This is a genomic window from Gordonia sp. (in: high G+C Gram-positive bacteria) (assembly GCF_047600385.1).
In the GTDB taxonomy this organism is placed as follows: Bacteria; Actinomycetota; Actinomycetes; order Mycobacteriales; family Mycobacteriaceae; genus Gordonia.
In genome coordinates, this window is sequence record NZ_JASGKZ010000001.1 from 2,200,446 (window position 1) to 2,220,931 (window position 20,486).

A 20,486-nucleotide genomic window follows, 5' to 3' on the forward strand; every position below is an offset into this window, starting at 1 on the left:
CTCAGGAGGCGCGCTTGACGATCACGCTCGACGCCCCGGTCACCGCGCCGGTCAGCGTGATCACCGGGCCGCCCGCCCGGACCGGCTCGCCGGCCTTGTCCTTGATCGACGACCAGCCGGTCCTCCCGAGGGCGGAGTAGCAGATCTCGTGGTCCGGGCCCAGCGTGATCTTGACGGTGCTCACCGAGACCTGGAACGACACCTCCAGTCCGGTGGACGTGAAGCGGGCGGCGGTGAAGTCGAGCACCAGGGTGCCCATGGAACCGGTCACCGACATCGCCGCGGGCACCCGCCAGCTGCCCCTGCGTTTGACCGTCGCCCAGTCGATGTCGACCGCTTCGGGCGGCACGGTGACGTGCCCCGGCCCCGGGTTCGGCGCAGGGCCGCCGAACAGGGCGTGCCCGTTCGGCAGATCGGCCAGCAGCGGAGCGAGTTCGCCACGCGTACGGGCGACGTACACCGCGCCTGCGCGCTCCTCGAACTCGTCCATCTCCAGGTAACCGGCGGCGAAGGCGTCGTTCAGCAGGCGGACGGCACGTTCGCGTTCCGGGTTTCCGATGCGGATCTCGTCGTCGGCGGCCATGGGAGCCAGCCTATCGGTCCGCGCCGCGGGGTACCGGACGGTGGGAAACGGCACGGGCGTCAGTCCTGCGGGATCACCAGCCACAGCAGCAGATAGATCAGCAGCTGCGGACCGGGGAACACCACCGACACCACGAACGCGATCCGGACCCAGGTCGGGTCGACGCCGAAGTATTCGGCCAGGCCGCCGCAGACGCCGCCGAGCATCTTGTCGTTCCGCGAGCGGGTCAGTCGTTTCGGTGCGGGCACCGGCGCCGGCACGGCCGGTGCCGCGGCGAACGGGGGCTCCTCCGCGAGGGCGGCGGGAGCGGGGATCTCGGCGTTGCGGGGTTCTTCGGGAGCGGTCATGGCGTCCTCCTCGGCAGGTGTTCCGCCGCTGTTCGGCGGACTCTGTTCACCACCGAATCTACGGCGCGGCGCGGCGCGTGCCATCGGGATAATCCCCGAGATCGGCCCTGATGATCATGCTGGATACCATGGGACGCATGAGTGTGGCTACCGACGACCTGATGGACTTCGACGACGTCCTCGAGCGATTCGATCCCGTGATGGGAATGGAGGTGCACGTCGAACTGGGCACCGAGACCAAGATGTTCTGCGGCTGCCCCACGACCTTCGGCGGCGACCCGAACACGCAGGTCTGCCCGGCCTGCCTCGGGCTGCCCGGTTCGCTGCCGGTGGCCAACGCCAAGGCCGTCGAGTCGGCCGTCCGCATCGGGCTCGCGCTGAACTGCTCGATCCGCGAGTCGAGCGTCTTCGCCCGGAAGAACTACTTCTACCCGGATCAGCCGAAGAACTACCAGATCAGCCAGTACGACGAGCCGACCTGCTACGAGGGTCACCTCGACGTCGCGCTCGACGACGGTACGCAGTGGCGCGTGGAGATCGAGCGCGCCCACATCGAGGAGGACACCGGCAAGTCGCTGCACGTCGGCGGCAGCACCGGACGCATCCACGGAGCCAGCCACTCCCTGCTCGACTACAACCGCGCCGGCGTGCCGCTGGTCGAGATCGTCTCCAAGCCCATCGTCGGGGCGGGGGAGCGCGCCCCCGAGGTCGCCCGCGCCTACGTGACCGCCCTGCGCGATCTGCTGCGTTCGCTCGACGTCTCCGACGTCCGCATGGACCAGGGTTCGATGCGGTGCGACGTCAACCTGTCGCTGATGGCCAAGGACGCCACCGAGTTCGGCACCCGCACCGAGACCAAGAACGTCAACTCGCTCAAGAGCGTCGCGGCCGCGGTGACCTACGAGATGCGGCGCCAGGGCGCGGTGCTCGCCGCGGGCGGCGAGGTGATCCAGGAGACCCGGCACTTCCACGAGTCCGACGGCACCACCTCGGCCGGCCGGCGCAAGGAGACCGCGGAGGACTACCGCTACTTCCCCGAGCCCGACATGCCGCCGGTGATCTGCGAGCCGGACTGGGTCGAAGAACTGCGCGGCACCCTGCCGGAGCTCCCGTGGGTGCGCCGGGCGCGCATCCAGGCCGAGTGGGGCGTCTCCGACGAGGTGATGCGCGACCTGGTGAACGTGGGCGCCGTCGACCTGATCATCGCCACCGCGGAGGCCGGGGCCAAGCCGGAGGCCGCCCGCAGCTGGTGGGTCTCGTTCCTGGCGCAGCAGGCGAACTCGCGCGCCGTCGAACTCGCCGAACTGGACATCACGCCGGCGCAGGTCGCCGAGGTGATCGGGCTGGTCGACGAGGGCAAGCTCACCAACAAGCTGGCGCAGCAGGTGGTCGTCGCCGTGCTCGACGGCGAGGGCGAACCCGCCCAGATCGTCGCCGATCGCGGACTCGAAGTGGTGCGCGACGACTCCGCGCTGCAGAAAGCCGTCGACGAGGCGCTCGCCGCCAACCCGGACATCGCCGACAAGATCCGCAGCGGCAAGGTGCAGGCCGCGGGCAAGATCGTCGGCGACGTCATGAAGGCGACGCGCGGTCAGGCCGACCCGGCCCGGGTGAAGGAACTGGTTCTGGCGGCCTGCCAGTAGGTGTCGGGGCGCCTGGCTCCGTGTGGGGCGGGCGGGGCGCCGAGGATCGTCTTGCTCGTCCTCCGCCACGCGACGATCTTCGAGACGGCGCGCTGGAATCGAGTCGTGTGGGGGCGCTGCGACGACCCTCGGCGCCCCACCCTCACTCGAAGCCGGCGGGCGCTCCGTCTCGCCTACCGGGGCGGCTCCCGGTGGGAGAGTTCATCTCCGGTGATCGAGCCTCTTCGATGATCGAGCCTGCCCTGCTCGGCGATCGAGCTTCCTCGGTGGTCGAGCCTGCTCGGTGGTCGAGCCTGCCCGATGATCGAGCGGAGTCGAGATCCCGGCGGGACCGGTCAGCGCTTGTCGTCGGCGGTTCCGCCGGCGGGGGCGTAGATCGCCACGCGGTCGTCGGTCTGCACGGAGGCGCCCGGCACCGACTTGTTGATCGTCGCCAGCTGCATGGCGGCGCCGAACGTCGTCATCCGTCCGACCGCGCCGAACTGCTCCTTGACGTCCTGCTTGGTCGGCTTGCCCACCGACGGGCTGGCGTTGGAGGGCGCGGCGAGGACGTCGATCCGGAACTTCTTGGCGATGCTCACGGCGATCTGGCCGCCGGCCACCGCGCATCCGGTCACGCCCGGCCGGTCGGCCCACGACCACAACCGGCGCAGCCCCGACGGCTCCAGCATCTGCAGCCGGTCGCCCGCGGGGCCGCTGTCGGCGACGTAGATGCGTCCGTTCTCGGGGTCCGGGCACAGTGCGACGGAGGCGCCGAATCCGGAGGCGAGGATCTTCGGCCGGGGTGAGTCGGCGTTCGTGTTGATCTCGAGGAGCTTCCCGGCCAGCGACCCCCGGTCGCGTGCCGCACCGGCGTCGCCCGCGTTCCCGGTCGCCACCCGCAGGATGCCGGTCGAGGAGAAGCTGATCGACCCCATGTTCCCGGTCGGCCCCTTCGGGATCCCGGTGAGCACGGGGGTCACCACCCCGTCGGGTGCGATCCGCACGACGCGGTTGTCCGAGCCGGTGGTGATCAGCGCGAAGATCAGGCGGTCCTGCTGATAGCCGGGGGAGAGCTCGAAATCGATCAGGCCGCCGTCGCCGCCGGACTCGACCGGCACGGTCGCGATCACCCGCTGCGGGCCGTACCGCTTGGAGATGATGATCTGGCCCGTGGTGCGTTCGGCGACGTAGGTGGTCTGACCGGAGGGGTCGGCGGGGCGCACCCCGGACGTCGTGCTCAGACAGGTCGCGATCACGGCCGGATTCGGGTCGACGCAGGGGCCTTTCGGCGGTTCCTGGGGCTCCTCCGGGGACGACGGAGCACTCGGCCGCTGGCGCGGCCCCTGGTTCTCGGGAACCGAACTGAAGGCACCCGCGTCCCGGTTCCGGTCCTGTTCGCTGAAGTCCGCGCAACCACTCGCGGTGAGCACGACGGTGACGCTGACCGCGATGGCGGTCAGCGCGCGGCGCGCGGCGCCGGTCGGGATCGGCAGGAGCATGTCACAACACTATGCGATCGTTATCAAATCGTCGGGTGGCGGTGGCCGGACCAGCGGCGGAACGGCCCTACAGTCGGGAGTGTGAGTAGTTCAAGCGCATCCCGTCCGCCGCGCCGGCCGCAGCCCGACCGGGACTCCTTCTACGAGAAGTATGCGCGCAGGTCCCCCGCGCGGACCGTGGTGGAGGACAGCGGTGACGAGATCCCGGAGGCGGTGATCATGCCGGGCGAGGTGGACGAGTCGCTGCCGACGGTCGAATACACCTTCGCCGGGCGCAGTGCGGGCAGAGCCGAGGCCCCGGTGGCTCGGGCGGAGACCCCGGCCGCGGCGGAGCCGGCGCCGACTGCGGCGGTCGATGCCGACGAGCCCGACACGAAGGTCGACACCGATGCGAAGACCGGCGGTGCCGCCACGGCTGTCGCGGGTGCGGCCGCCGCGGGTGCAGTAGGGGCCGCCGTCGGTGTCGCGGCCGTCCGCGGCGGCGCAGACGAGGCGGCGAACACCGAGTCGGAGGACACCGAGTCGGCGGACACGGAGAAGGCCCCTGAGGCGGCGGGCGACGCCGGGGACACCGACAGCGACCACGGCTCCGCGGACGGCGGGGCCGAGAAGTCCGGTACCGCAGGCGACGCCGACGACGTCGTCGTGCCGGAACCCGAACCCGCGGCGACCCCCGAACCCGCGACGGCTCCCGTGCCCGTGCCGGAACCCGTGCACGAGCCTGCACCGGAGCGCGGGGCGAAAGCCGAGACCGAGGTGATCGCGGTGAACCCCGACATCATGAAGGAGATCGACGCGATGCGCGCAGCCGAGAAGGCCGCAGCAGACCGGGCCGCAGCGGATGCGGCGACCGTCGGACACGGCATCGTGACCGCAGGCCCCGGCAAACCGACCGGACCGCCGTCGGACGAGGCGCGGACCGCGCCGCTCGCCTACGGACTGCCGCCGATCCCCCCGACGCCCGAACGGACCGGGGCCACCCGCATCGACGTGCGCTCGGCGTCGGACACCGTCGTGACCGAACCGTTCGTCGACAACGACGACACCGACCCCGAGGGGAGACCCGTGATCCAGCGCAGCACCGCCGAACACCTCACCGAGGACCCGCTGCCGTACATCGAGCCGCAGCCGACGGCCGAGATCGAACTCGACGACGACGAGGTGTTCGCGGCCGCCGGGACCGACTACGCCGACCCCGACCCGATCGACGACGACCCGGTCACCGACCGGGGCGCCACCGAGCCCGCCGCCCGCCGCGGCACCATCGACCTCGGCCTGCTGATCCTGCGCGTGACGGTCGGACTCGTCTTCGTCGGCCACGGACTGCAGAAACTCCTCGGATGGTGGGGCGGCCCCGGCCTCGACGGTTTCGCGACGTTCCTGGCCCAGAACGGGTCCGGCGGCGATCCGACGCTCGGCTTCGACCCCGACCTCGACCGCACCCTCGCCCTCGTCACCGGGCTCACCGAGACCATCGGCGGCACGCTGCTGATCCTCGGTCTGCTCGCCCCCGTCGCCGGAGCGAGCCTGGTCGGAGTGATCCTCGTGGCCGTCCTCTACCGGATCACCCTCGCCGGAGGATTCTGGTTCTTCACCACCGAACAGCACGGCCCCGGCCTGGAATTCGAGCTCACCCTGACCGCCGCCGTCCTCGCGCTCACCCTGTGCGGACCGGGCACCTATTCGCTCGATCGTCGTTGGGGATGGGCGCGCCGCCCCGCCTGGGGGTCGGCGGCATGGGTGATCATCGCGATCGCGGCGGCTGTCGCGGGGTGGGTGGTGTTCAACGGGTCCAACCCTTTCGCGGCTCTGTAGTCTGGTCTTTTTCAGGGCGTGGGGATGGGGAGCTTCATTCCTCATAGTCCTCGCCTTGCCACGATTCACGATCGCGCGCCTGCCGGTGTGCTGCGGAGAATTCGGAACAAAGCTCCCCATCCCCACTCTCTGGAGCTGAGAGAGCCACACGACCGCGTCTCTCACTCGGTTGGTTCGCCTGATCTAGAGGGCTCAGAACGACTCCTCCCGCACGCACTCTCCGGAGTCGGGAGCTGTACGACCGCGTCATCCACTCGGTCGGTTCGCCTGATCTGGAGGGCTGGAACGATTCCTCCCGCGCACTCTCTGGAATCGGGGGAGCCGTACGACCGCGCTTTCACTCGGTCGGTTCGCCTGATTGCGCGTCGCGGTTCTTGCCGGAGGGCGGCGAGAACCGCGACGTGGGTGGCGGGGTCGGCGAGAAACGCGATGGATCGTCGTAGGGGAGGGGGACGGGTGTCTCGTGGCAGCGGACCGGAGGAGTTCGAATTGGTAGCGTGGCCGGTGTGAAGTACGCCGTCATCGTGATCGTCGCGCTGTTGCTCGTCATCGCCGTCGTGGTGGTGTTCAACTTCCTCGAGGCGCGTGCGGCACGGAAGGCGCAGGCCCTGCGGGACCGCGCCTACCGGCCGGGTGATCCGTTCTCCTCCGCCGACGACGACGCCGTGTACGGCGACCCGCGGCAGCTCACACCGGCCGACCTCGTCGAGATCCGCGGCACGACGTTCGCCGTGCGCGGCATCATCCGGCTCACCCAGTCCGGATACAGCTGGATCGAGGCGCACCTGGACACCGGAACCGGCCGTCGGGGCTGGCTCTCCGTCGAGGAGGACCCGGACCTGGAGGTCGTGCTGTGGACGGAACTGGACGGGGTCACCACCGTGCCGGGACCGCCGACCGTCGACGTCGAGGGTCGGCGGTACGACTCGGAGGAGAGCGGCGCGGCGCGGTTCACCTCCATCGCGACCACCGGGGTCTCGGCCACCGGGAACATGCGCTACCACGACTACCGGGCGGGCGACGACCGGCTGTCCTTCGAGGACTTCGGCTCCGGCTGGGAGGCCTCGCGCGGGGAACGGCTGCACCGCGGGGAGTTCCGCATCTACCCGTCCACTCCGACGCCCGAAGGCCCCCGATGACCGTGCTGCACGAACTCGGCGGGGCCTTCGTCGACACCCGTTCGGCGGATCTGACGTTGACCCTCGACGCCGGGCCCCGGCCCGCGCTCGCGATCCGGAGCGGCACGGTGAACGACGTCGACGTCGAACTCCGTCTGCTCGGTGCCAGTCATCAGGTGACGGCGACCCGGCACCGGCGCCGACTCCGGGAGACGTTGGCCTGCCTGCCGGACGCCGAACCGTTCCTCCCCGCGACCAGGACGTCCGGCGGCTACGCGTTCGCCTCGTCGATCACCGGCGCCGACGAGAACGAGATCCGGGCGCTGCGGGACCGGCTCACCGCGGAGTTCCGGACCGCCGAGCGCGGGTCCGCCGCAGCCGGGCTGCATCTGATCGGCTCGTACCCCGGCCGGGACCTGGCCTTCACCGCGCTCCGCGCCGTGCCCGGCGACACCGCCGGGACGCTGCGCTGGGAGACGTGGCATACGTATCCGCAGGTCGGTGAGGTCGTGTTCACCGCATCGGTGTGGTCGACGACGTCCGGCGGCGATCGGAGATGACGTCGCATCCGGATCCCGCCCGGAACCTGCGCAGGCTGCGGAACGTCCTCCTCGCGGTCATCGGCGTGCTCACCCTGCTCGCCCTCGTCGGCAGCTGTGCGGTCGACGTCGCCCGGAGCGGCCTGCTCGGACAGAGCGCGAAGAGTTACATCGAGGCCAACTATCAGCGGTCCCCGGGCCTGGACGAGCCGTCGGTGCGCGCCTACGTCGCCGACGAGTCGGTGTGGGCCGTCGCCGCCGCGATCACCGGCGCCGAGGAGCCGATCGACGCACGATCCGGTGACACCCAGGCCGGGAACATCGTCGGCACCCGATTCCTGCAGTACTCCGACTACCTGGTGGGACTGTTCCCGAACGGCCCCACCGGAACCCGGGTGATGCTCGAGCTCGGACTACACCAGCGGGTACCACCACTACCACCACTACGTCGGCGGATTCTGGGTGCCGACACCCGCCTACTCCGGTCGCGGGAGCGACTACCGCGGGGGCGGCGGCAGCGGCGGCAAGTAGCCTCAGATCCCCTTGATCCGGAAGGACATCATGACCGACTTCTTCGAGAACATCCTGGCGGCCGCGGCGTACTCCGCCGTCGGCATCGCGGTGATGGCCGTCGGGTTCGTCGTCCTCGACGTCCTCACGCCGGGGCACCTCCGCACCCAGGTCTGGGGTGAGCGCAATCCGAACGCGGCGCTCCTGGTCGGGTCCAAGCTCGCCGGTCTCGCGATCATCGTCATCGCCGCGATCTTCGCCGGCGAAGGCGGCCTGGCCCGCGGGCTGCTCTACACCGCGGCGTACTCCGCCGTCGGCATCGTCGCGATGACGGTCGTGTTCTTCGTCGTCGACCTGGTGACCCCCGGGAAACTCGGCGAGGTGCTGCTGGAGACCGAGCACAATCCGGCGGTCCGGGTGAACGCCGTCCTGCAGCTGGCGGTCGCCGGCATCGTCGCCGCCTCCGTCCTCTGATCGGGTGAGCGCCGCCCCGAAGGCCGCCGAGACCGAAGGCGACGGGCCGGAAGCGGCCCGCCCGCAGACGTCCGCCGCGGAACCGACCGGACCGACCCCGCCGCGACGACGTGCGGCCCGGTCCGCGTTGCTCGCAGTCGTCTTCGTCTGCGCGGCCTGCGGACTGGTCTACGAACTCGCGCTGATCACTCTCGGGTCGTACCTGATCGGGAACACGGCCACGCAGGCGTCGATCGTGCTCGCGGTGATGGTGTTCGCGATGGGGGTCGGCTCGCTCGCCGCGAAACCCCTGCAGCGGCGTTCGGTGGCGGCGTTCGCCGCGATCGAACTGCTGCTCGCGCTGCTCGGCGGCCTGTCGGTGACGGCGCTCTACGGCGCCTTCGCCTACCTGTCGATGTACACCGAGGCGCTCGTCGCCGTCGCCTTCGTGCTGGGGCTGCTCATCGGCGCGGAGATCCCGCTCCTGATGGTCCTGCTGCAGCGGATCCGGCGGCAGGACGCCGGCTCGGCGGTCGCGGACCTGTTCGCCGCCGACTACGTCGGCGCCCTGCTCGGCGGACTGGCCTTCCCCTTCCTGCTGCTGCCGGTGTTCGGCCAGCTGCGGGGCGCGATCGTCGTCGGGCTGGTCAACGCGGCGGCCGGAACGCTGCTGGTGTTCGTGCTCTTCCGCCGCGACCTGTCCCGGCGGGCGGCGCTGTCGCTCGGGGCCGCGACGATCGCGGTGGTCACGGCTCTCGCCGCCGGATACCAGTACTCGACGACCTTCGAGGTGACCGCGCGGCAGGCCCTCTACCGCGATCCGGTAGTGCTGTCGGTGCAGACCCCCTACCAGGACATCGTGATGACGGCACGACGCGGCGGCGACGACTTCCGGCTGTTCCTCAACGGCGACCTGCAGTTCGCCTCCGCCGACGAATACCGCTACCATGAGGCGCTGGTGCATCCCGCGATGGCGGGCCACCCGGAACGGGTGCTGATCCTCGGCGCCGGCGACGGCCTCGCGCTGCGCGAGGTCCTGACCTATCCGACCGCCTCGGTCACACTCGTCGAACTCGATCCGGAGATGATCCGGCTCGCCCGCACCGACCCGCGGCTCGTCGCGTTGAACCGGGGTTCGATGAACGACCCGCGGGCCCGGATCGTCGCCGCGGACGCGTTCAGCTGGCTGCGCTCGACCGACGAGAGATACGACGCGATCATCGTCGACATGCCCGACCCGGACGAGACGGCGACCGCCAAACTCTATTCGACGGAGTTCTACGCGCTCGTCGCCGCGCACCTGACCGACGACGGCGTCCTCACCGTCCAGTCCGGTTCCCCGTACTTCGCGCCGCAGTCGTACTGGTGCATCGGGGCCACGCTCGCCGACGCGGGCCTGCAGCGGGTCGGCTACCACGTCGACGTGCCGTCGTTCGGCGACTGGGGCTTCTTCCTGGCCGCGCACGGGGAACCGGAGCCGCACCTGGCGGCCCCGGGTCCGCTGCGCTTCCTCTCCGACGGCGAACTGGCCGCCGCCCGGGTCTTCCCGCGGGACCGGCCGCCGCTGGACATGCCGCCGTCGACGCTGATGAACCCGCGGATCCTGCGCTACGCGCAGTCCGAGTGGAACCTGTACTGACGCCCCGGCACGACGGTCACCGACCCCGCGGGACCGCCGCTAATCGACGACGCGGACGGCGCCCTTGTCGGCGGAGGTCGCCAGCTTGGCGTAGGCGCGCAGAGCCTTGGAGACCGGGCGCTGCCGGTCCTTCGGCTGCCACGGATGCTCGGAGGCCTCCATCTTGGCGCGGCGGTCGGCGAGCGTCTCGTCGTCGACCAGCACCTTCAGGGTGCGGGAGTGGACGTCGATCAGGATCTCGTCGCCGTCCTCCACCAGGCCGATGACGCCGCCGGCGGCGGCCTCCGGGGAGGCGTGGCCGATCACCAGGCCCGACGATCCGCCGGAGAAGCGGCCGTCGGTCACCAGACCGCAGAACTTGCCCATGCCGGTGCCCTTCATGAAGGCCGTCGGGTGCAGCATCTCCTGCATGCCGGGGCCGCCCGCGGGACCCTCGTAGCGGATCACCAGCACCTCGCCCTTCTGGAGCTGCTTCGAGAGGATCGCGTGCACGGCGTCCTCCTGGCTCTCCACGACGCGGGCCGGGCCCTGGAAGTGCCACAGCGACTCGTCGACGCCCGCGGTCTTCAGGATCGCGCCGTCCTCGGCGATGTTGCCGCGCAGCACGCACAGGCCGCCCTCGACCGTGTACGCGTGCTCCTTGGACCGGATGCATCCGTCCTCGGCGTCGGTGTCCAGCGACTTCCAGCGGTTCGACGTCGAGAACGGCTCCACGGTGCGGACCCCGCCCGGGGCGGCGTGGAACAGCTCGATCGCCTGCTCCGTCGCGGTGCCGCTGCGGATGTCCCAGTCGGCCAGGTACTGCTCGAGCGACGGCGCGTGGACCGGGTGGACGTTCGTGTTCAGCAGACCGGCCCGGTTCAGCTCACCGAGGATGGCGGGGATGCCGCCGGCCCGGTGCACGTGCTCCATGTAGTACTTCGGCGAGTTCGGCGCCACCTTCGCCAGACACGGCACGCTCCGGGAGATCCGGTCGATGTCGTGCAGGGTGAAGTCGACCTCGGCCTCCTGCGCGGCGGCCAGGATGTGCAGCACCGTGTTGGTGGAGCCGCCCATGGCGACGTCGAGCGCCATCGCGTTCTCGAAGGCCTCGCGGGTGGCGACGTTGCGGGGGAGCACCGAGGCGTCGTCGTCCCGGTACCACCGGGTGGCGATGTCGACGATCAGCTCACCGGCCCGGGTGAACAGGTCGCGGCGGGCGACCTGGGTGGCCAGGGTGGAGCCGTTGCCGGGCAGCGAGAGGCCCAGCGCCTCGGTGAGGCAGTTCATCGAGTTGGCGGTGAACATGCCCGAGCACGAGCCGCACGTCGGGCACGCCGACCGCTCCACCTCGAGCAGATCGGATTCGCCGACGTTGCTGTCGGCGGAGGCGGTGATCGCATCGACCAGGTCCAGGCCCGGGTGCACGACGCCGTTGACGACCACCGAGGTGCCCGCCTCCATCGGACCGCCGGAGACGAACACCGTGGGGATGTTCAGGCGCAGGGCGGCGTTGAGCATGCCCGGGGTGATCTTGTCGCAGTTGGAGATGCAGACCAGGGCGTCGGCGGTGTGCGCGTTCACCATGTACTCGACCGAGTCGGCGATGATCTCGCGGCTCGGGAGCGAGTAGAGCATGCCGCCGTGGCCCATCGCGATGCCGTCGTCCACGGCGATGGTGTGGAACTCGCGCGCCACGCCGCCCGCCTTCGTGACGGCCTCGGCGACGATGTCGCCGACGTTCTTCAGGTGCACGTGACCGGGGACGAACTGGGTGTACGAGTTCGCGATCGCGACGATCGGCTTGCCGAAGTCGTCGTCGGTCATTCCGGTGGCGCGCCACAGAGCGCGGGCACCGGCGGCCTCCCGGCCGACGGTGGTGGTACGGGACCGCAGGGCTGGCATGGTTCCTCGATGTTTCTTCAGTCGGGGTCGGGGTCGGGCTGGACCCTTGACCTGTACCGGTCTGAGTTTACGCGCCTGACGACGTCGACCGATCCGGGTGCTCCCGGCCCCGGACGCCGCACCGCCCGGTCGGTGCCGCCGAACGGCGCCGACCGGGCGACCCAGGACTCTCGGTCCGTCCGACCGCGGTGGCTCAGCTCCGGCGCGCGAACTCCGCGAGCGAGCCGGTGACCTCCTTGGGCAGCGGGGGAGCGAACTCGCCCGACGCGGTCCCGGTGTGCAGACCCATCGCCGCCATGCCCGAGAGCAGGCCGATCCCGGCGGCCACCCCGTCGATCACCGGGACCCCGAGCTCGTCGGACAGCGACCGCGCCAGATCGGCCATCCCGGCGCAGCCCAGCACGATCGCATCCGAACCGTCCTCGGCCAGGGCCTTCCGGCAGGCCGCGGCCAGGATCGACGACGTGTTCGGGTCGCTCTCCAGGTCGAGGACGGCGATCTCGCAGGCGTGGATGCCCAGGCAGCGTGCGGAGAAGCCGTAGTGCGCCACCAGATCGCGCGTCCGGCCGATGCTGCGGCCCAGCGTCGTCACCACCGAGAAACCGCGGCCCAGCGTGGCGGCCACGTGCATCGCGGCCTCGGCGATCCCCAGGACGGGGGCGCGGGCGATCTCCCGCGCGGCGTCGATCCCCGGATCCCCGAAGCAGGCGATCAGGTAGCCGTCGGCGTCCGGATCGGCGGCGACGGCGTCGAGGATGCCGGGGACGGCCAGGGCCTCGTCGTAGTGACTCTCGATCGACACGGGGCCCGTCCGCGGCGTGACCGCGGTGATCTCGGCATCCGGCCGCGCCACGGCGCGTGCGGACTCGGAGATCACCGCGGTCATCGCTGCGGTGGTGTTCCCGTTCACCACCGTCAACCTCATGCGGTCACTGCCACCTTCTCTTCGGCGTCGTCGGCGTGGTGCCCGGCGCCCTCGGCGTAGTCGCTGTAGAGGTACTCCTTCGGCGTGTACTTCATGCCCAGGCGGTACACGACGAAGCCGAGCGCGGCACCGATGAACCAGGTGAAGCTGGCGGCGTACGCGGTGCCCCAGATCACCACGGCGATCGGCGGGATCGACGCGACGATCACCGAGACCACGGCGACCGGGTTCCAGCCGTTGCGGTAGGCGTATCGGCCCTCGGGCTTGGTGGTGAACAGGTCGTCGACGACGATCTTCTGCTTCTTCACCAGGTAGTAGTCGGCGAGCAGGATGCCGAACAACGGTCCGATCACGGCGCCGAGCGTGTCCATCGTGTAGTGGATCGCGGTCGGGTTGTTGAACAGGTTCCACGGGGTGATCAGCACCGAGCCCACGGCGGCGATCATGCCGCCGGCGCGCCAGCTGACCTTGGTCGGCGCCACGTTGGAGAAGTCGAAGGCGGGCGAGACGAAGTTCGCGACGATGTTGATGCCGATGGTGGCGATGGCGAAGGTGAGCACGCCCAGGACCGCCGCGGTGGTGTTGTCGATCTTGTCGACGATGTGCACCGGGTCGGTGATGATGTTGCCGTCGGCGTCCTTGCCGATCACGGTGGCGCCGGCGGACACGGTCGCGACCACGAGGATCGAGAAGAACAGGAAGTTGACCGGCAGACCCCAGAAGTTGCCCTTCTTCACCTCGGAGAACGACTTGCCGTAGCGCGAGAAGTCGCCGAAGTTCAGCATCGGGCCGGAGAAGTACGAGACCACCAGCGCGAAGGCGGAGATCATCATGGTGATCGACGACCAGCCGCTCAGCTCCGGGCCCTCGGACAGGTCGAAGTGCACGTTGTCCCAGCCGGCCTCGAAGATCAGGTAGCCGGCCAGCAGCACCATCACGACGTAGACGGCGGGGCCGCAGAAGTCGATGAACTTGCGGATGGCCTCCATGCCGTTCCAGAAGACGATCGCCTGCAGGACCCACATGATGGCGAAACCGGCCCAGCCCAGCGGCGAGAGACCGAGGAACGCGTGGGTGCCGGAGTCGCCGTACTCGGCGAGCGACGGCCAGAACTTGATGGCCAGCAGGCCGAAGGCCACCGAGGCCAGGTAGGTCTGGATGCCGTACCAGACCACCGCGATCAGGCCGCGGATGATGGCCGGGACGTTCGCGCCCTTCACGCCGAAACAGATCCGGGTGGTCACCGGGTAGGGCACCCCGGCCTGCTGCGACGGCTTGGCGACCAGGTTGCAGAGGTAGTAGACGGCGACGATGCCCAAGACCAGCACCACCAGGACCTGCCACGCGGCGATGCCCAGGGCGAACAGGCTGCCGGCGAACACGTAGCCGCCGACGCTGTGGATGTCCGACATCCAGAAGGCGAAGATGTTGTACCAGGTCCACTTCTGTTCTTTGAGCGGCGCGAGGTCTTCGTTGGTCAGCGACGAGTCGTACTCGGGTTTGATCACGCTCTCACCGGCGGCGTGTTTGGCCAACTCCGGTATGGGAATCTCTTGGATCTCCGCGTTCGTCATGGGAACTTCCTCTGCTCCGACCCGGCCACCCCTGCGGTGGCGGTTGAGCCCACGCTAGGAACGGCACGTTTCTCAGAGGTTTCTCAGCAATGTCCGACGACGACACCTCCTGCCCTGCACGTTAAGGAATCCGCATAACCGGACTTCAGCGCCCGCGGAACGCCCGTCGTCGTCGGCGTCGGCGAGTTCAGATACCGAGGACCGTCTTGGCGATCATGAAGTAGACGATCAGGCCGGTGGCATCGCAGAAGGTGGAGATGAACGGGGTGGAGAACACCGCCGGATCCACCCGGATCGTCTTGGCCACCAGGGGCATCAGGCCGCCGACGGTCGCCGCCAGCGTGCACACCGAGACGATGGTCAGACCGATCACCGAGCCGATCCCGAGGTCGTAGACGCCGGTGGCGACGGCGAAGCCCACCGTGCCCAGCGCGACCCCCATGGTGAGACCGACGCGGATCTCCTTGAACGCGACCAGGCCGGCATCGCGCGGGGACACCTCGCCGGTGGCCAGCGCGCGGGTCACCGTGGTGGCGGCCTGCGAGCCGGTGTTGCCGCCGATTCCGGTGAGCAGCGGGATGAACAGCGCCAGCGCCACCTTCTGCTCCAGCGTGCCCTCGAAGATCTCCAGCACGTTGACGGTCAGGATCGCCGAGACGGCCAGCACGAACAGCCACACCACGCGGGAGCGGGTGATCGCGAAGACCGACGCGAGCAGATACGACTCGCGCAGGGGTTCGCGGGCGCCGGCGCGGGCCTCGTCCTCGTCGCGTGCGGCGTCGACGATCTCGATCGCGTCGTCGAGCGTGAGGATCCCGACCAGGCGGTCCTCGCCGTCGACCACCGGCATCGCCGAGATGCCGCGGTCGACGCAGCGGTCGGCGGTGGCCTCGGCGTCGTCGTGCGCATGCGCGAAGATCGGGGTCTTGGCGAAGTCGCCGATCGGCCGGTCCGGTCCGGCCAGCAGCAGGTCGCGCAGGCTCACCACCCCGACGAGCCGCCGCGAACGGTCGACGACGGGCACGATGTAGATCGACTGCACCCGGTGGCCGCGCGCCTTGACGCGGTCGAGCACCACGGCGGCGGTGTCGTCGGCGAAGGCGTGGATGAACTCCGGGCTCATCCGCCGCCCCACCGAAGCACGAGGGAAGCCCAGCACCACCGCCGTCAGATCGCGTTCGGTGGGGGAGAGCTTGCGGACCAGTTCCTTGGCGATCGACGCGGGCAGCTCGTCGAGCAGTTCGGCGCGGTCCTCGGGTTCGAGACGGTCGAAGGCGACGGCGACCTCGGCGGTGCCCAACTCGTGGATCACCGCGGCCTGCGTGTCGGCGTCGAACTCGTCGAACACCTCCAGGGCCTCGTCTTTGTGGAGGAGACGGAAACCGATGGTGAGTCGGCGCGGCGAGAGCTGTTCGAGCAGGGCGGCGGCATCCTGGGGAGCCAGGGGAGTCAGGATCGACGACGCCGCGGCGAGATCACGCTCGCGCAGCGCGTCGTCGAGTGAACGGAGCGTCGTTGCTGCGGTCATGACGCCGATTGTGTCGCAGAGGTGCGCGGATGTCGCGCGGTACGGACCTCGAAAGCCGCCGGCGATTCAGTCCTGTGCGGCGAGACGTGCTTCGTACTCGGCGGCGAAGGGGTCGGGGACGCGGCCGCCGGAGACCTCCGCCAGGACCGGCAGGTCGTCGAACGAGACCGCGGGGAGACGCACCAGGGAGCCGTCCTTGCGGACCGCGCGCACCGCGGACCAGCGGGGGAAGCCCAGGCCGTCGACGTCGTCCCAGGGGATCCGGGTCTCCCCGAAGGAGTGCACCGCGGTGATCCCGGCGGCGTCGACCTCCGTCCGGACCCGGCGGATCCACCAGATCTGCGGGATCAGCGTCAGGAACAGGATGCCGAACCAGGGGGAGACGGCCATCATCACCAGGACCGCGAGCACGGTCGACAGGACGGTCAGGTAGGCCAGCCGGGAGATGGTGAAGGCGACGGTCGGCCGATCGGGTCCGGAGCCGGAATCGGACACGACGGAATCGGGTGCGGAGGAGTCGGATGCAGCGGAATCGGACACGCCCCCATTCTGTCATCGATCCGGGATTTGACTCGGCTCGGACCGCTGCCTTACCTTGTGACGGTGATGAACACGAACCTCCTCGTAGTAATCGGTCGGCGCGTCAACGCCTGATCGGTCACCTCGTAGACCCTTCGAACTTCATCGACGCGCCCCTCGCACAGCCCAGGCTGTCGGGGGTTTTTTCTTGTCAGGACTAAGAAGATGAGGAATGTGCAGTGAGCACTCCAACATCCGCCCGCGGGTCGGCACGGCCGCAGTCGCCGTCGACCGAATCTCTGCGCTCGGGGCACACCGTCGCCCCTGAGCGAGTCACCGGCGCTCAGTCCGTCGTCCGGACTCTCGAAGAGCTCGGCGTCGAGACCGTCTTCGGTATTCCGGGCGGCGCTGTGCTCCCCGTCTACGACCCGCTGCTCGACTCGCAGAAGGTCCGGCACGTCCTGGTCCGGCACGAGCAGGGCGCCGGACACGCGGCGACCGGTTACGCGCAGGTCGCGGGCAAGGCCGGCGTCATGATGGCCACGTCGGGCCCGGGCGCCACCAACCTGGTGACGCCGCTGGCCGACGCACAGATGGACTCGGTCCCGGTGGTCGCGATCACCGGTCAGGTCGGCCGCGCGCTGATCGGCACCGATGCCTTCCAGGAGGCCGACATCTCCGGCATCACCATGCCGATCACCAAGCACAACTTCCTGGTGAGCACCGCCGCGGACATCCCGCGCATCATCGCCGAGGCCTTCTACATCGCCGAGTCCGGCCGCCCCGGCGCCGTGCTCGTCGACATCCCGAAGGACATCCTGCAGGCGCAGACCACGTTCTCGTGGCCCCCGCAGATCGACCTGCCCGGCTACCGTCCGGTCACCAAGCCGCACGGCAAGCAGGTCCGCGAGGCCGCCCGCCTGATCTCCCAGGCCAAGGCGCCGGTGCTGTACGTCGGCGGCGGCGTGATCAAGGCCGACGCCGCGGCGGAACTCCGTGAGCTGGCCGAACTGGCCGGGATCCCCGTCGTCACCACCCTGATGGCGCGCGGCGCGTTCCCTGACAGCCACGAGCTGCACATGGGCATGCCCGGCATGCACGGCTCGGTCGGCGCGGTCGCCGCGCTGCAGCGCAGCGACCTGCTGATCACCCTCGGCGCCCGCTTCGACGACCGCGTCACCGGCCGCCTGGACTCGTTCGCCCCCGACGCGAAGGTGATCCACGCCGACATCGACCCGGCCGAGATCGGCAAGAACCGTCCGGTCGACGTCCCGATCGTCGGCGACGTCCGCAACGTGATCGTCGACCTGATCGAGGAGCTGCGGAACGACGAGGCCGCCGGCGGCCGCCGCCAGGATCTGGCGGAGTGGTGGAGCTACCTGAACGGGATCCGCGACACCTACCCGCTGAGCTACGACAAGCAGTCCGACGGCTCGCTGTCGCCGGAGTTCGTCATCTCCGAGCTCGGCAAGGCCGCCGGACCGGACGCCGTCTACGTCGCCGGCGTCGGTCAGCACCAGATGTGGGCCGCGCAGTTCGTCAAGTACGAGAAGCCGCGCACCTGGCTCAACTCCGGTGGTCTGGGCACCATGGGCTACTCCATCCCCGCCGCGATGGGCGCCAAGGCCGCCGCACCGGAGAAGGAGGTCTGGGCGATCGACGGCGACGGCTGCTTCCAGATGACCAATCAGGAGCTGGCCACCTGCGCGATCGAGGGCATCCCCATCAAGGTCGCGCTGATCAACAACGGCAACCTGGGCATGGTCCGCCAGTGGCAGACCCTGTTCTACGACGAGCGCTACTCCAACACCGACCTGGCCACGCACTCCCGGATGATCCCGGACTTCGTGAAGCTCGGTGAGGCCCTCGGCTGCGTCGCCATGCGCGTCGACCGGGAAGAGGACGTCGCCGAGGCCATCGCCAAGGCGCGCGAGATCAACGACCGACCGGTCCTGATCGACTTCATCGTCGGCAAGGACGCCCAGGTGTGGCCGATGGTCGCCGCGGGCTGCGGCAACGACGAGATCATGGCGGCCCGGGATATCCGGCCGCTGTTCGACGACGACGAGTCGGCCGGCGAAGAGACGGCCGTCATCCACGAGGCCATGGAGCGTCCGGGGGCGAGCGAAGCGACGGGGAAAGTCTCCGACGCGGCTGTGGAAGGGAGCGACAAGTGAGTACCCATACGCTGAGCGTTCTGGTGGAGGACCGTCCGGGTGTGCTCGCGCGCGTGGCGAGCCTGTTCTCCCGGCGCGGCTTCAACATCGAGTCGCTGGCCGTCGGCCCCACAGAGCTGAAGGGCCTCTCCCGGATGACCATCATGGTCTCGGTCGAGGACTTCCCGCTGGAGCAGGTCACCAAGCAGCTGAACAAGCTGGTCAACGTGATCAAGATCGTCGAGCAGGATCCGGGGCATTCGGTGTCCCGCGAGCTGATGCCGATCAAGGTCCGCTCGGATGCGACCAACCGGTCGGAGATCGTCGACGTCGTGAACCTGTTCCGGGCCAAGGTGATCGACGTCGCGCCGGAGTCGGTGACCGTCGAGGCCACCGGAACGTCGGACAAGCTCGAAGCGCTGCTGCGCATGCTCGACCCGTACGGTATCCGGGAGATCGCCCAGTCGGGCGGTGTCACGCTCGGACGGGGACCCAAGAGCATGTCGGCGAATCGCTGACGTCAGAATCAGTAACCAACCACACAACAGCACGCCGCACCGCACCGGTGGGGCACACCGAAGGGAATTCACTGTGGCAGTCGAGAAGTTCTACGACGACGATGCAGATCTGTCGATCATCCAGGGCAAGAAGGTCGCCGTGATCGGCTACGGCAGCCAGGGCCACGCGCACTCGCTGTCGCTGCGCGATTCGGGCGTCGAGGTCGTGATCGGCCTGCGCGAGGGCTCCAAGTCGGCCGCCAAGGCCGAGGAGCAGGGCCTCAAGGTCCTCACCCCCGCCGAGGCCTCCGCCTGGGCCGACGTGATCATGCTGCTGGCCCCGGACACCAGCCAGGCCAAGATCTTCACCGAGGACATCGAGCCGAACCTGAACGAGGGCGACGCCCTGTTCTTCGGTCACGGCCTGAACATCCACTTCGGCCTGATCAAGCCGCCGGCCAACGTGACCGTCGCGATGGTCGCACCGAAGGGCCCGGGCCACCTGGTCCGCCGCCAGTTCGTCGACGGCAAGGGCGTCCCGGCCCTGATCGCGGTCCACCAGGATCCGACCGGCGAGGGCCAGGCGCTGGCGCTCAGCTACGCCAAGGGCATCGGCGGCACCCGCGCGGGCGTCCTGAAGACCGACTTCAAGGAAGAGACCGAGACCGACCTGTTCGGCGAGCAGGCCGTGCTGTGCGGCGGCACCGAGGAACTGGTCAAGACCGGTTTCGAGGTTCTGGTCGAGGCCGGCTACGAGCCGGAGATGGCCTACTTCGAGTGCCTGCACGAGCTCAAGCTGATCGTCGACCTCATGTACGAGGGCGGCATCGCGCGCATGAACTACTCGGTGTCCGACACCGCGGAGTACGGCGGCTACCTGTCGGGCCCGCGCGTCATCGACGCCGACACCAAGGAGCGCATGAAGGCGATCCTGGCCGATATCCAGGACGGCACCTTCGTCAAGAAGCTCGTCGCCAACGTCGAGGGCGGCAACGCCGACCTCGAGCGTCTGCGCAAGGAGAACGCCGAGCACCCGATCGAGGTCACCGGTCAGCAGCTGCGCGACCTGATGAGCTGGGTCGACCGCCCGATCACCGAGACCGCCTGAGCACGGTCTCCGATCACCTTCCGCCCCGAGGAGGCTCGCTTCCCGAGCCGACGCGACTCGCTTCCTGAGTCGACGCAGCTCGCTCTCTGAGCCGACTCTGCTCGCTCCCTGAGCCTGTCGAAGGGCACACGACGGTCCCGCATCACCTCGGTGATGCGGGACCGTCG

General features: G+C 69.6%; 18 protein-coding genes. 10 read left to right on the forward strand and 8 right to left on the reverse strand.

Translation table 11 applies throughout. The features are described 5' to 3' along the window. Position 1 precedes the first annotated feature (1 nt). Complete coding sequence (locus QM809_RS09735; RefSeq protein ID WP_415045584.1) at positions 2-583, reverse strand: DUF1707 SHOCT-like domain-containing protein; 582 nt, start codon at positions 581-583, stop codon at positions 2-4. Between the two features lie 59 nt (positions 584-642). Then, the gene (locus tag QM809_RS09740) at positions 643-930 is read right to left on the reverse strand and encodes a PspC domain-containing protein (protein ID WP_415045585.1); all 288 of its coding nucleotides are present in this window, start codon (positions 928-930) and stop codon (positions 643-645) included. 137 nt (positions 931-1,067) lie between these two features. Here QM809_RS09740 and gatB point away from each other — a divergent pair, with 137 nt between their 5' ends. Beyond that, positions 1,068-2,573 (forward strand): Asp-tRNA(Asn)/Glu-tRNA(Gln) amidotransferase subunit GatB, encoded by a 1,506-nt coding sequence (gene gatB, locus QM809_RS09745; RefSeq protein ID WP_415045586.1) that lies wholly within the window; start codon positions 1,068-1,070, stop codon positions 2,571-2,573. 335 nt (positions 2,574-2,908) lie between these two features. On the opposite strand, the gene QM809_RS09750 is transcribed toward gatB, so the two are convergent. Next, a complete protein-coding gene (locus QM809_RS09750; RefSeq protein ID WP_415045587.1) occupies positions 2,909-4,054 on the reverse strand; it encodes a PQQ-dependent sugar dehydrogenase in 1,146 nt (381 codons plus the stop codon). Positions 4,055-4,135: 81 nt separating this feature from the next. Here QM809_RS09750 and QM809_RS09755 point away from each other — a divergent pair, with 81 nt between their 5' ends. The 6 genes from QM809_RS09755 to QM809_RS09780 all read left to right on the forward strand — a co-directional run bounded on the left by QM809_RS09755 (position 4,136) and on the right by QM809_RS09780 (position 10,128). Then, positions 4,136-5,869 (forward strand): DoxX family membrane protein, encoded by a 1,734-nt coding sequence (locus QM809_RS09755; protein ID WP_415045588.1) that lies wholly within the window; start codon positions 4,136-4,138, stop codon positions 5,867-5,869. Between the two features lie 497 nt (positions 5,870-6,366). Then, a complete protein-coding gene (locus QM809_RS09760) occupies positions 6,367-7,008 on the forward strand; it encodes a DUF4178 domain-containing protein (protein WP_415045589.1) in 642 nt (213 codons plus the stop codon). Then, positions 7,005-7,547 carry a DUF2617 family protein gene (locus QM809_RS09765; protein ID WP_415045590.1) on the forward strand — a complete coding sequence of 181 codons (543 nt, stop codon included), beginning with the start codon at positions 7,005-7,007 and terminating at the stop codon, positions 7,545-7,547. The genes QM809_RS09760 and QM809_RS09765 overlap by 4 nt, the downstream gene beginning before the upstream one ends. Next, a complete protein-coding gene (locus QM809_RS09770) occupies positions 7,544-8,218 on the forward strand; it encodes a DUF4247 domain-containing protein (RefSeq protein WP_415045591.1) in 675 nt (224 codons plus the stop codon). Before QM809_RS09765 ends, QM809_RS09770 begins: the two co-directional genes overlap by 4 nt. After that, positions 8,112-8,510, forward strand: coding sequence for a DUF350 domain-containing protein (locus QM809_RS09775; RefSeq protein WP_415047050.1), 399 nt, complete (start codon positions 8,112-8,114; stop codon positions 8,508-8,510). The genes QM809_RS09770 and QM809_RS09775 overlap by 107 nt, the downstream gene beginning before the upstream one ends. 4 nt (positions 8,511-8,514) lie before the next feature. Next, the gene (locus tag QM809_RS09780; RefSeq protein ID WP_415045592.1) at positions 8,515-10,128 is read left to right on the forward strand and encodes a polyamine aminopropyltransferase; all 1,614 of its coding nucleotides are present in this window, start codon (positions 8,515-8,517) and stop codon (positions 10,126-10,128) included. A 39-nt stretch (positions 10,129-10,167) separates the two neighbouring features. Here the strand turns inward: QM809_RS09780 and ilvD are convergent, their stop codons facing one another. The 5 genes from ilvD to QM809_RS09805 form a co-directional block, all read right to left on the reverse strand. Then, complete coding sequence (gene ilvD / locus QM809_RS09785) at positions 10,168-12,012, reverse strand: dihydroxy-acid dehydratase (protein WP_415045593.1); 1,845 nt, start codon at positions 12,010-12,012, stop codon at positions 10,168-10,170. A 193-nt stretch (positions 12,013-12,205) separates the two neighbouring features. Then, entirely contained in the window at positions 12,206-12,937 is a 732-nt protein-coding gene (locus QM809_RS09790; RefSeq protein ID WP_415045594.1) for an aspartate/glutamate racemase family protein, read from the reverse strand. Further along, positions 12,934-14,511, reverse strand: coding sequence for an NCS1 family nucleobase:cation symporter-1 (locus QM809_RS09795; protein ID WP_415045595.1), 1,578 nt, complete (start codon positions 14,509-14,511; stop codon positions 12,934-12,936). The genes QM809_RS09790 and QM809_RS09795 overlap by 4 nt, the downstream gene beginning before the upstream one ends. A gap of 187 nt (positions 14,512-14,698) precedes the next feature. Then, on the reverse strand, positions 14,699-16,039 hold the full coding sequence (mgtE, locus tag QM809_RS09800) for a magnesium transporter (protein ID WP_415045596.1): 1,341 nt from the start codon (positions 16,037-16,039) through the stop codon (positions 14,699-14,701). Positions 16,040-16,105: 66 nt separating this feature from the next. After that, entirely contained in the window at positions 16,106-16,579 is a 474-nt protein-coding gene (locus QM809_RS09805) for a PH domain-containing protein (RefSeq protein ID WP_415045597.1), read from the reverse strand. A gap of 218 nt (positions 16,580-16,797) precedes the next feature. Here QM809_RS09805 and QM809_RS09810 point away from each other — a divergent pair, with 218 nt between their 5' ends. From QM809_RS09810 to ilvC, 3 genes are all read left to right on the forward strand, one after another. After that, positions 16,798-18,735 carry an acetolactate synthase large subunit gene (locus QM809_RS09810; protein WP_415045598.1) on the forward strand — a complete coding sequence of 646 codons (1,938 nt, stop codon included), beginning with the start codon at positions 16,798-16,800 and terminating at the stop codon, positions 18,733-18,735. Next, complete coding sequence (gene ilvN, locus QM809_RS09815; RefSeq protein ID WP_415045599.1) at positions 18,732-19,232, forward strand: acetolactate synthase small subunit; 501 nt, start codon at positions 18,732-18,734, stop codon at positions 19,230-19,232. The genes QM809_RS09810 and ilvN overlap by 4 nt, the downstream gene beginning before the upstream one ends. 73 nt (positions 19,233-19,305) lie before the next feature. Continuing rightward, a complete protein-coding gene (ilvC, locus tag QM809_RS09820; protein WP_415045600.1) occupies positions 19,306-20,319 on the forward strand; it encodes a ketol-acid reductoisomerase in 1,014 nt (337 codons plus the stop codon). Positions 20,320-20,486 lie beyond the last annotated feature (167 nt).

Coding starts and splice junctions, on each gene's coding strand:
- QM809_RS09765 (WP_415045590.1), top strand. CDS start 7,005: ATGACCGTGCTGCACGAACTCGGCGGGGCCTTCGTCGACACCCGTTCG.
- mgtE (WP_415045596.1), bottom strand. CDS start 16,039: ATGACCGCAGCAACGACGCTCCGTTCACTCGACGACGCGCTGCGCGAG.
- QM809_RS09770 (WP_415045591.1), top strand. CDS start 7,544: ATGACGTCGCATCCGGATCCCGCCCGGAACCTGCGCAGGCTGCGGAAC.
- QM809_RS09790 (WP_415045594.1), bottom strand. CDS start 12,937: ATGAGGTTGACGGTGGTGAACGGGAACACCACCGCAGCGATGACCGCG.
- QM809_RS09735 (WP_415045584.1), bottom strand. CDS start 583: ATGGCCGCCGACGACGAGATCCGCATCGGAAACCCGGAACGCGAACGT.
- QM809_RS09740 (WP_415045585.1), bottom strand. CDS start 930: ATGACCGCTCCCGAAGAACCCCGCAACGCCGAGATCCCCGCTCCCGCC.
- QM809_RS09750 (WP_415045587.1), bottom strand. CDS start 4,054: ATGCTCCTGCCGATCCCGACCGGCGCCGCGCGCCGCGCGCTGACCGCC.
- gatB (WP_415045586.1), top strand. CDS start 1,068: ATGAGTGTGGCTACCGACGACCTGATGGACTTCGACGACGTCCTCGAG.
- ilvD (WP_415045593.1), bottom strand. CDS start 12,012: ATGCCAGCCCTGCGGTCCCGTACCACCACCGTCGGCCGGGAGGCCGCC.
- QM809_RS09795 (WP_415045595.1), bottom strand. CDS start 14,511: ATGACGAACGCGGAGATCCAAGAGATTCCCATACCGGAGTTGGCCAAA.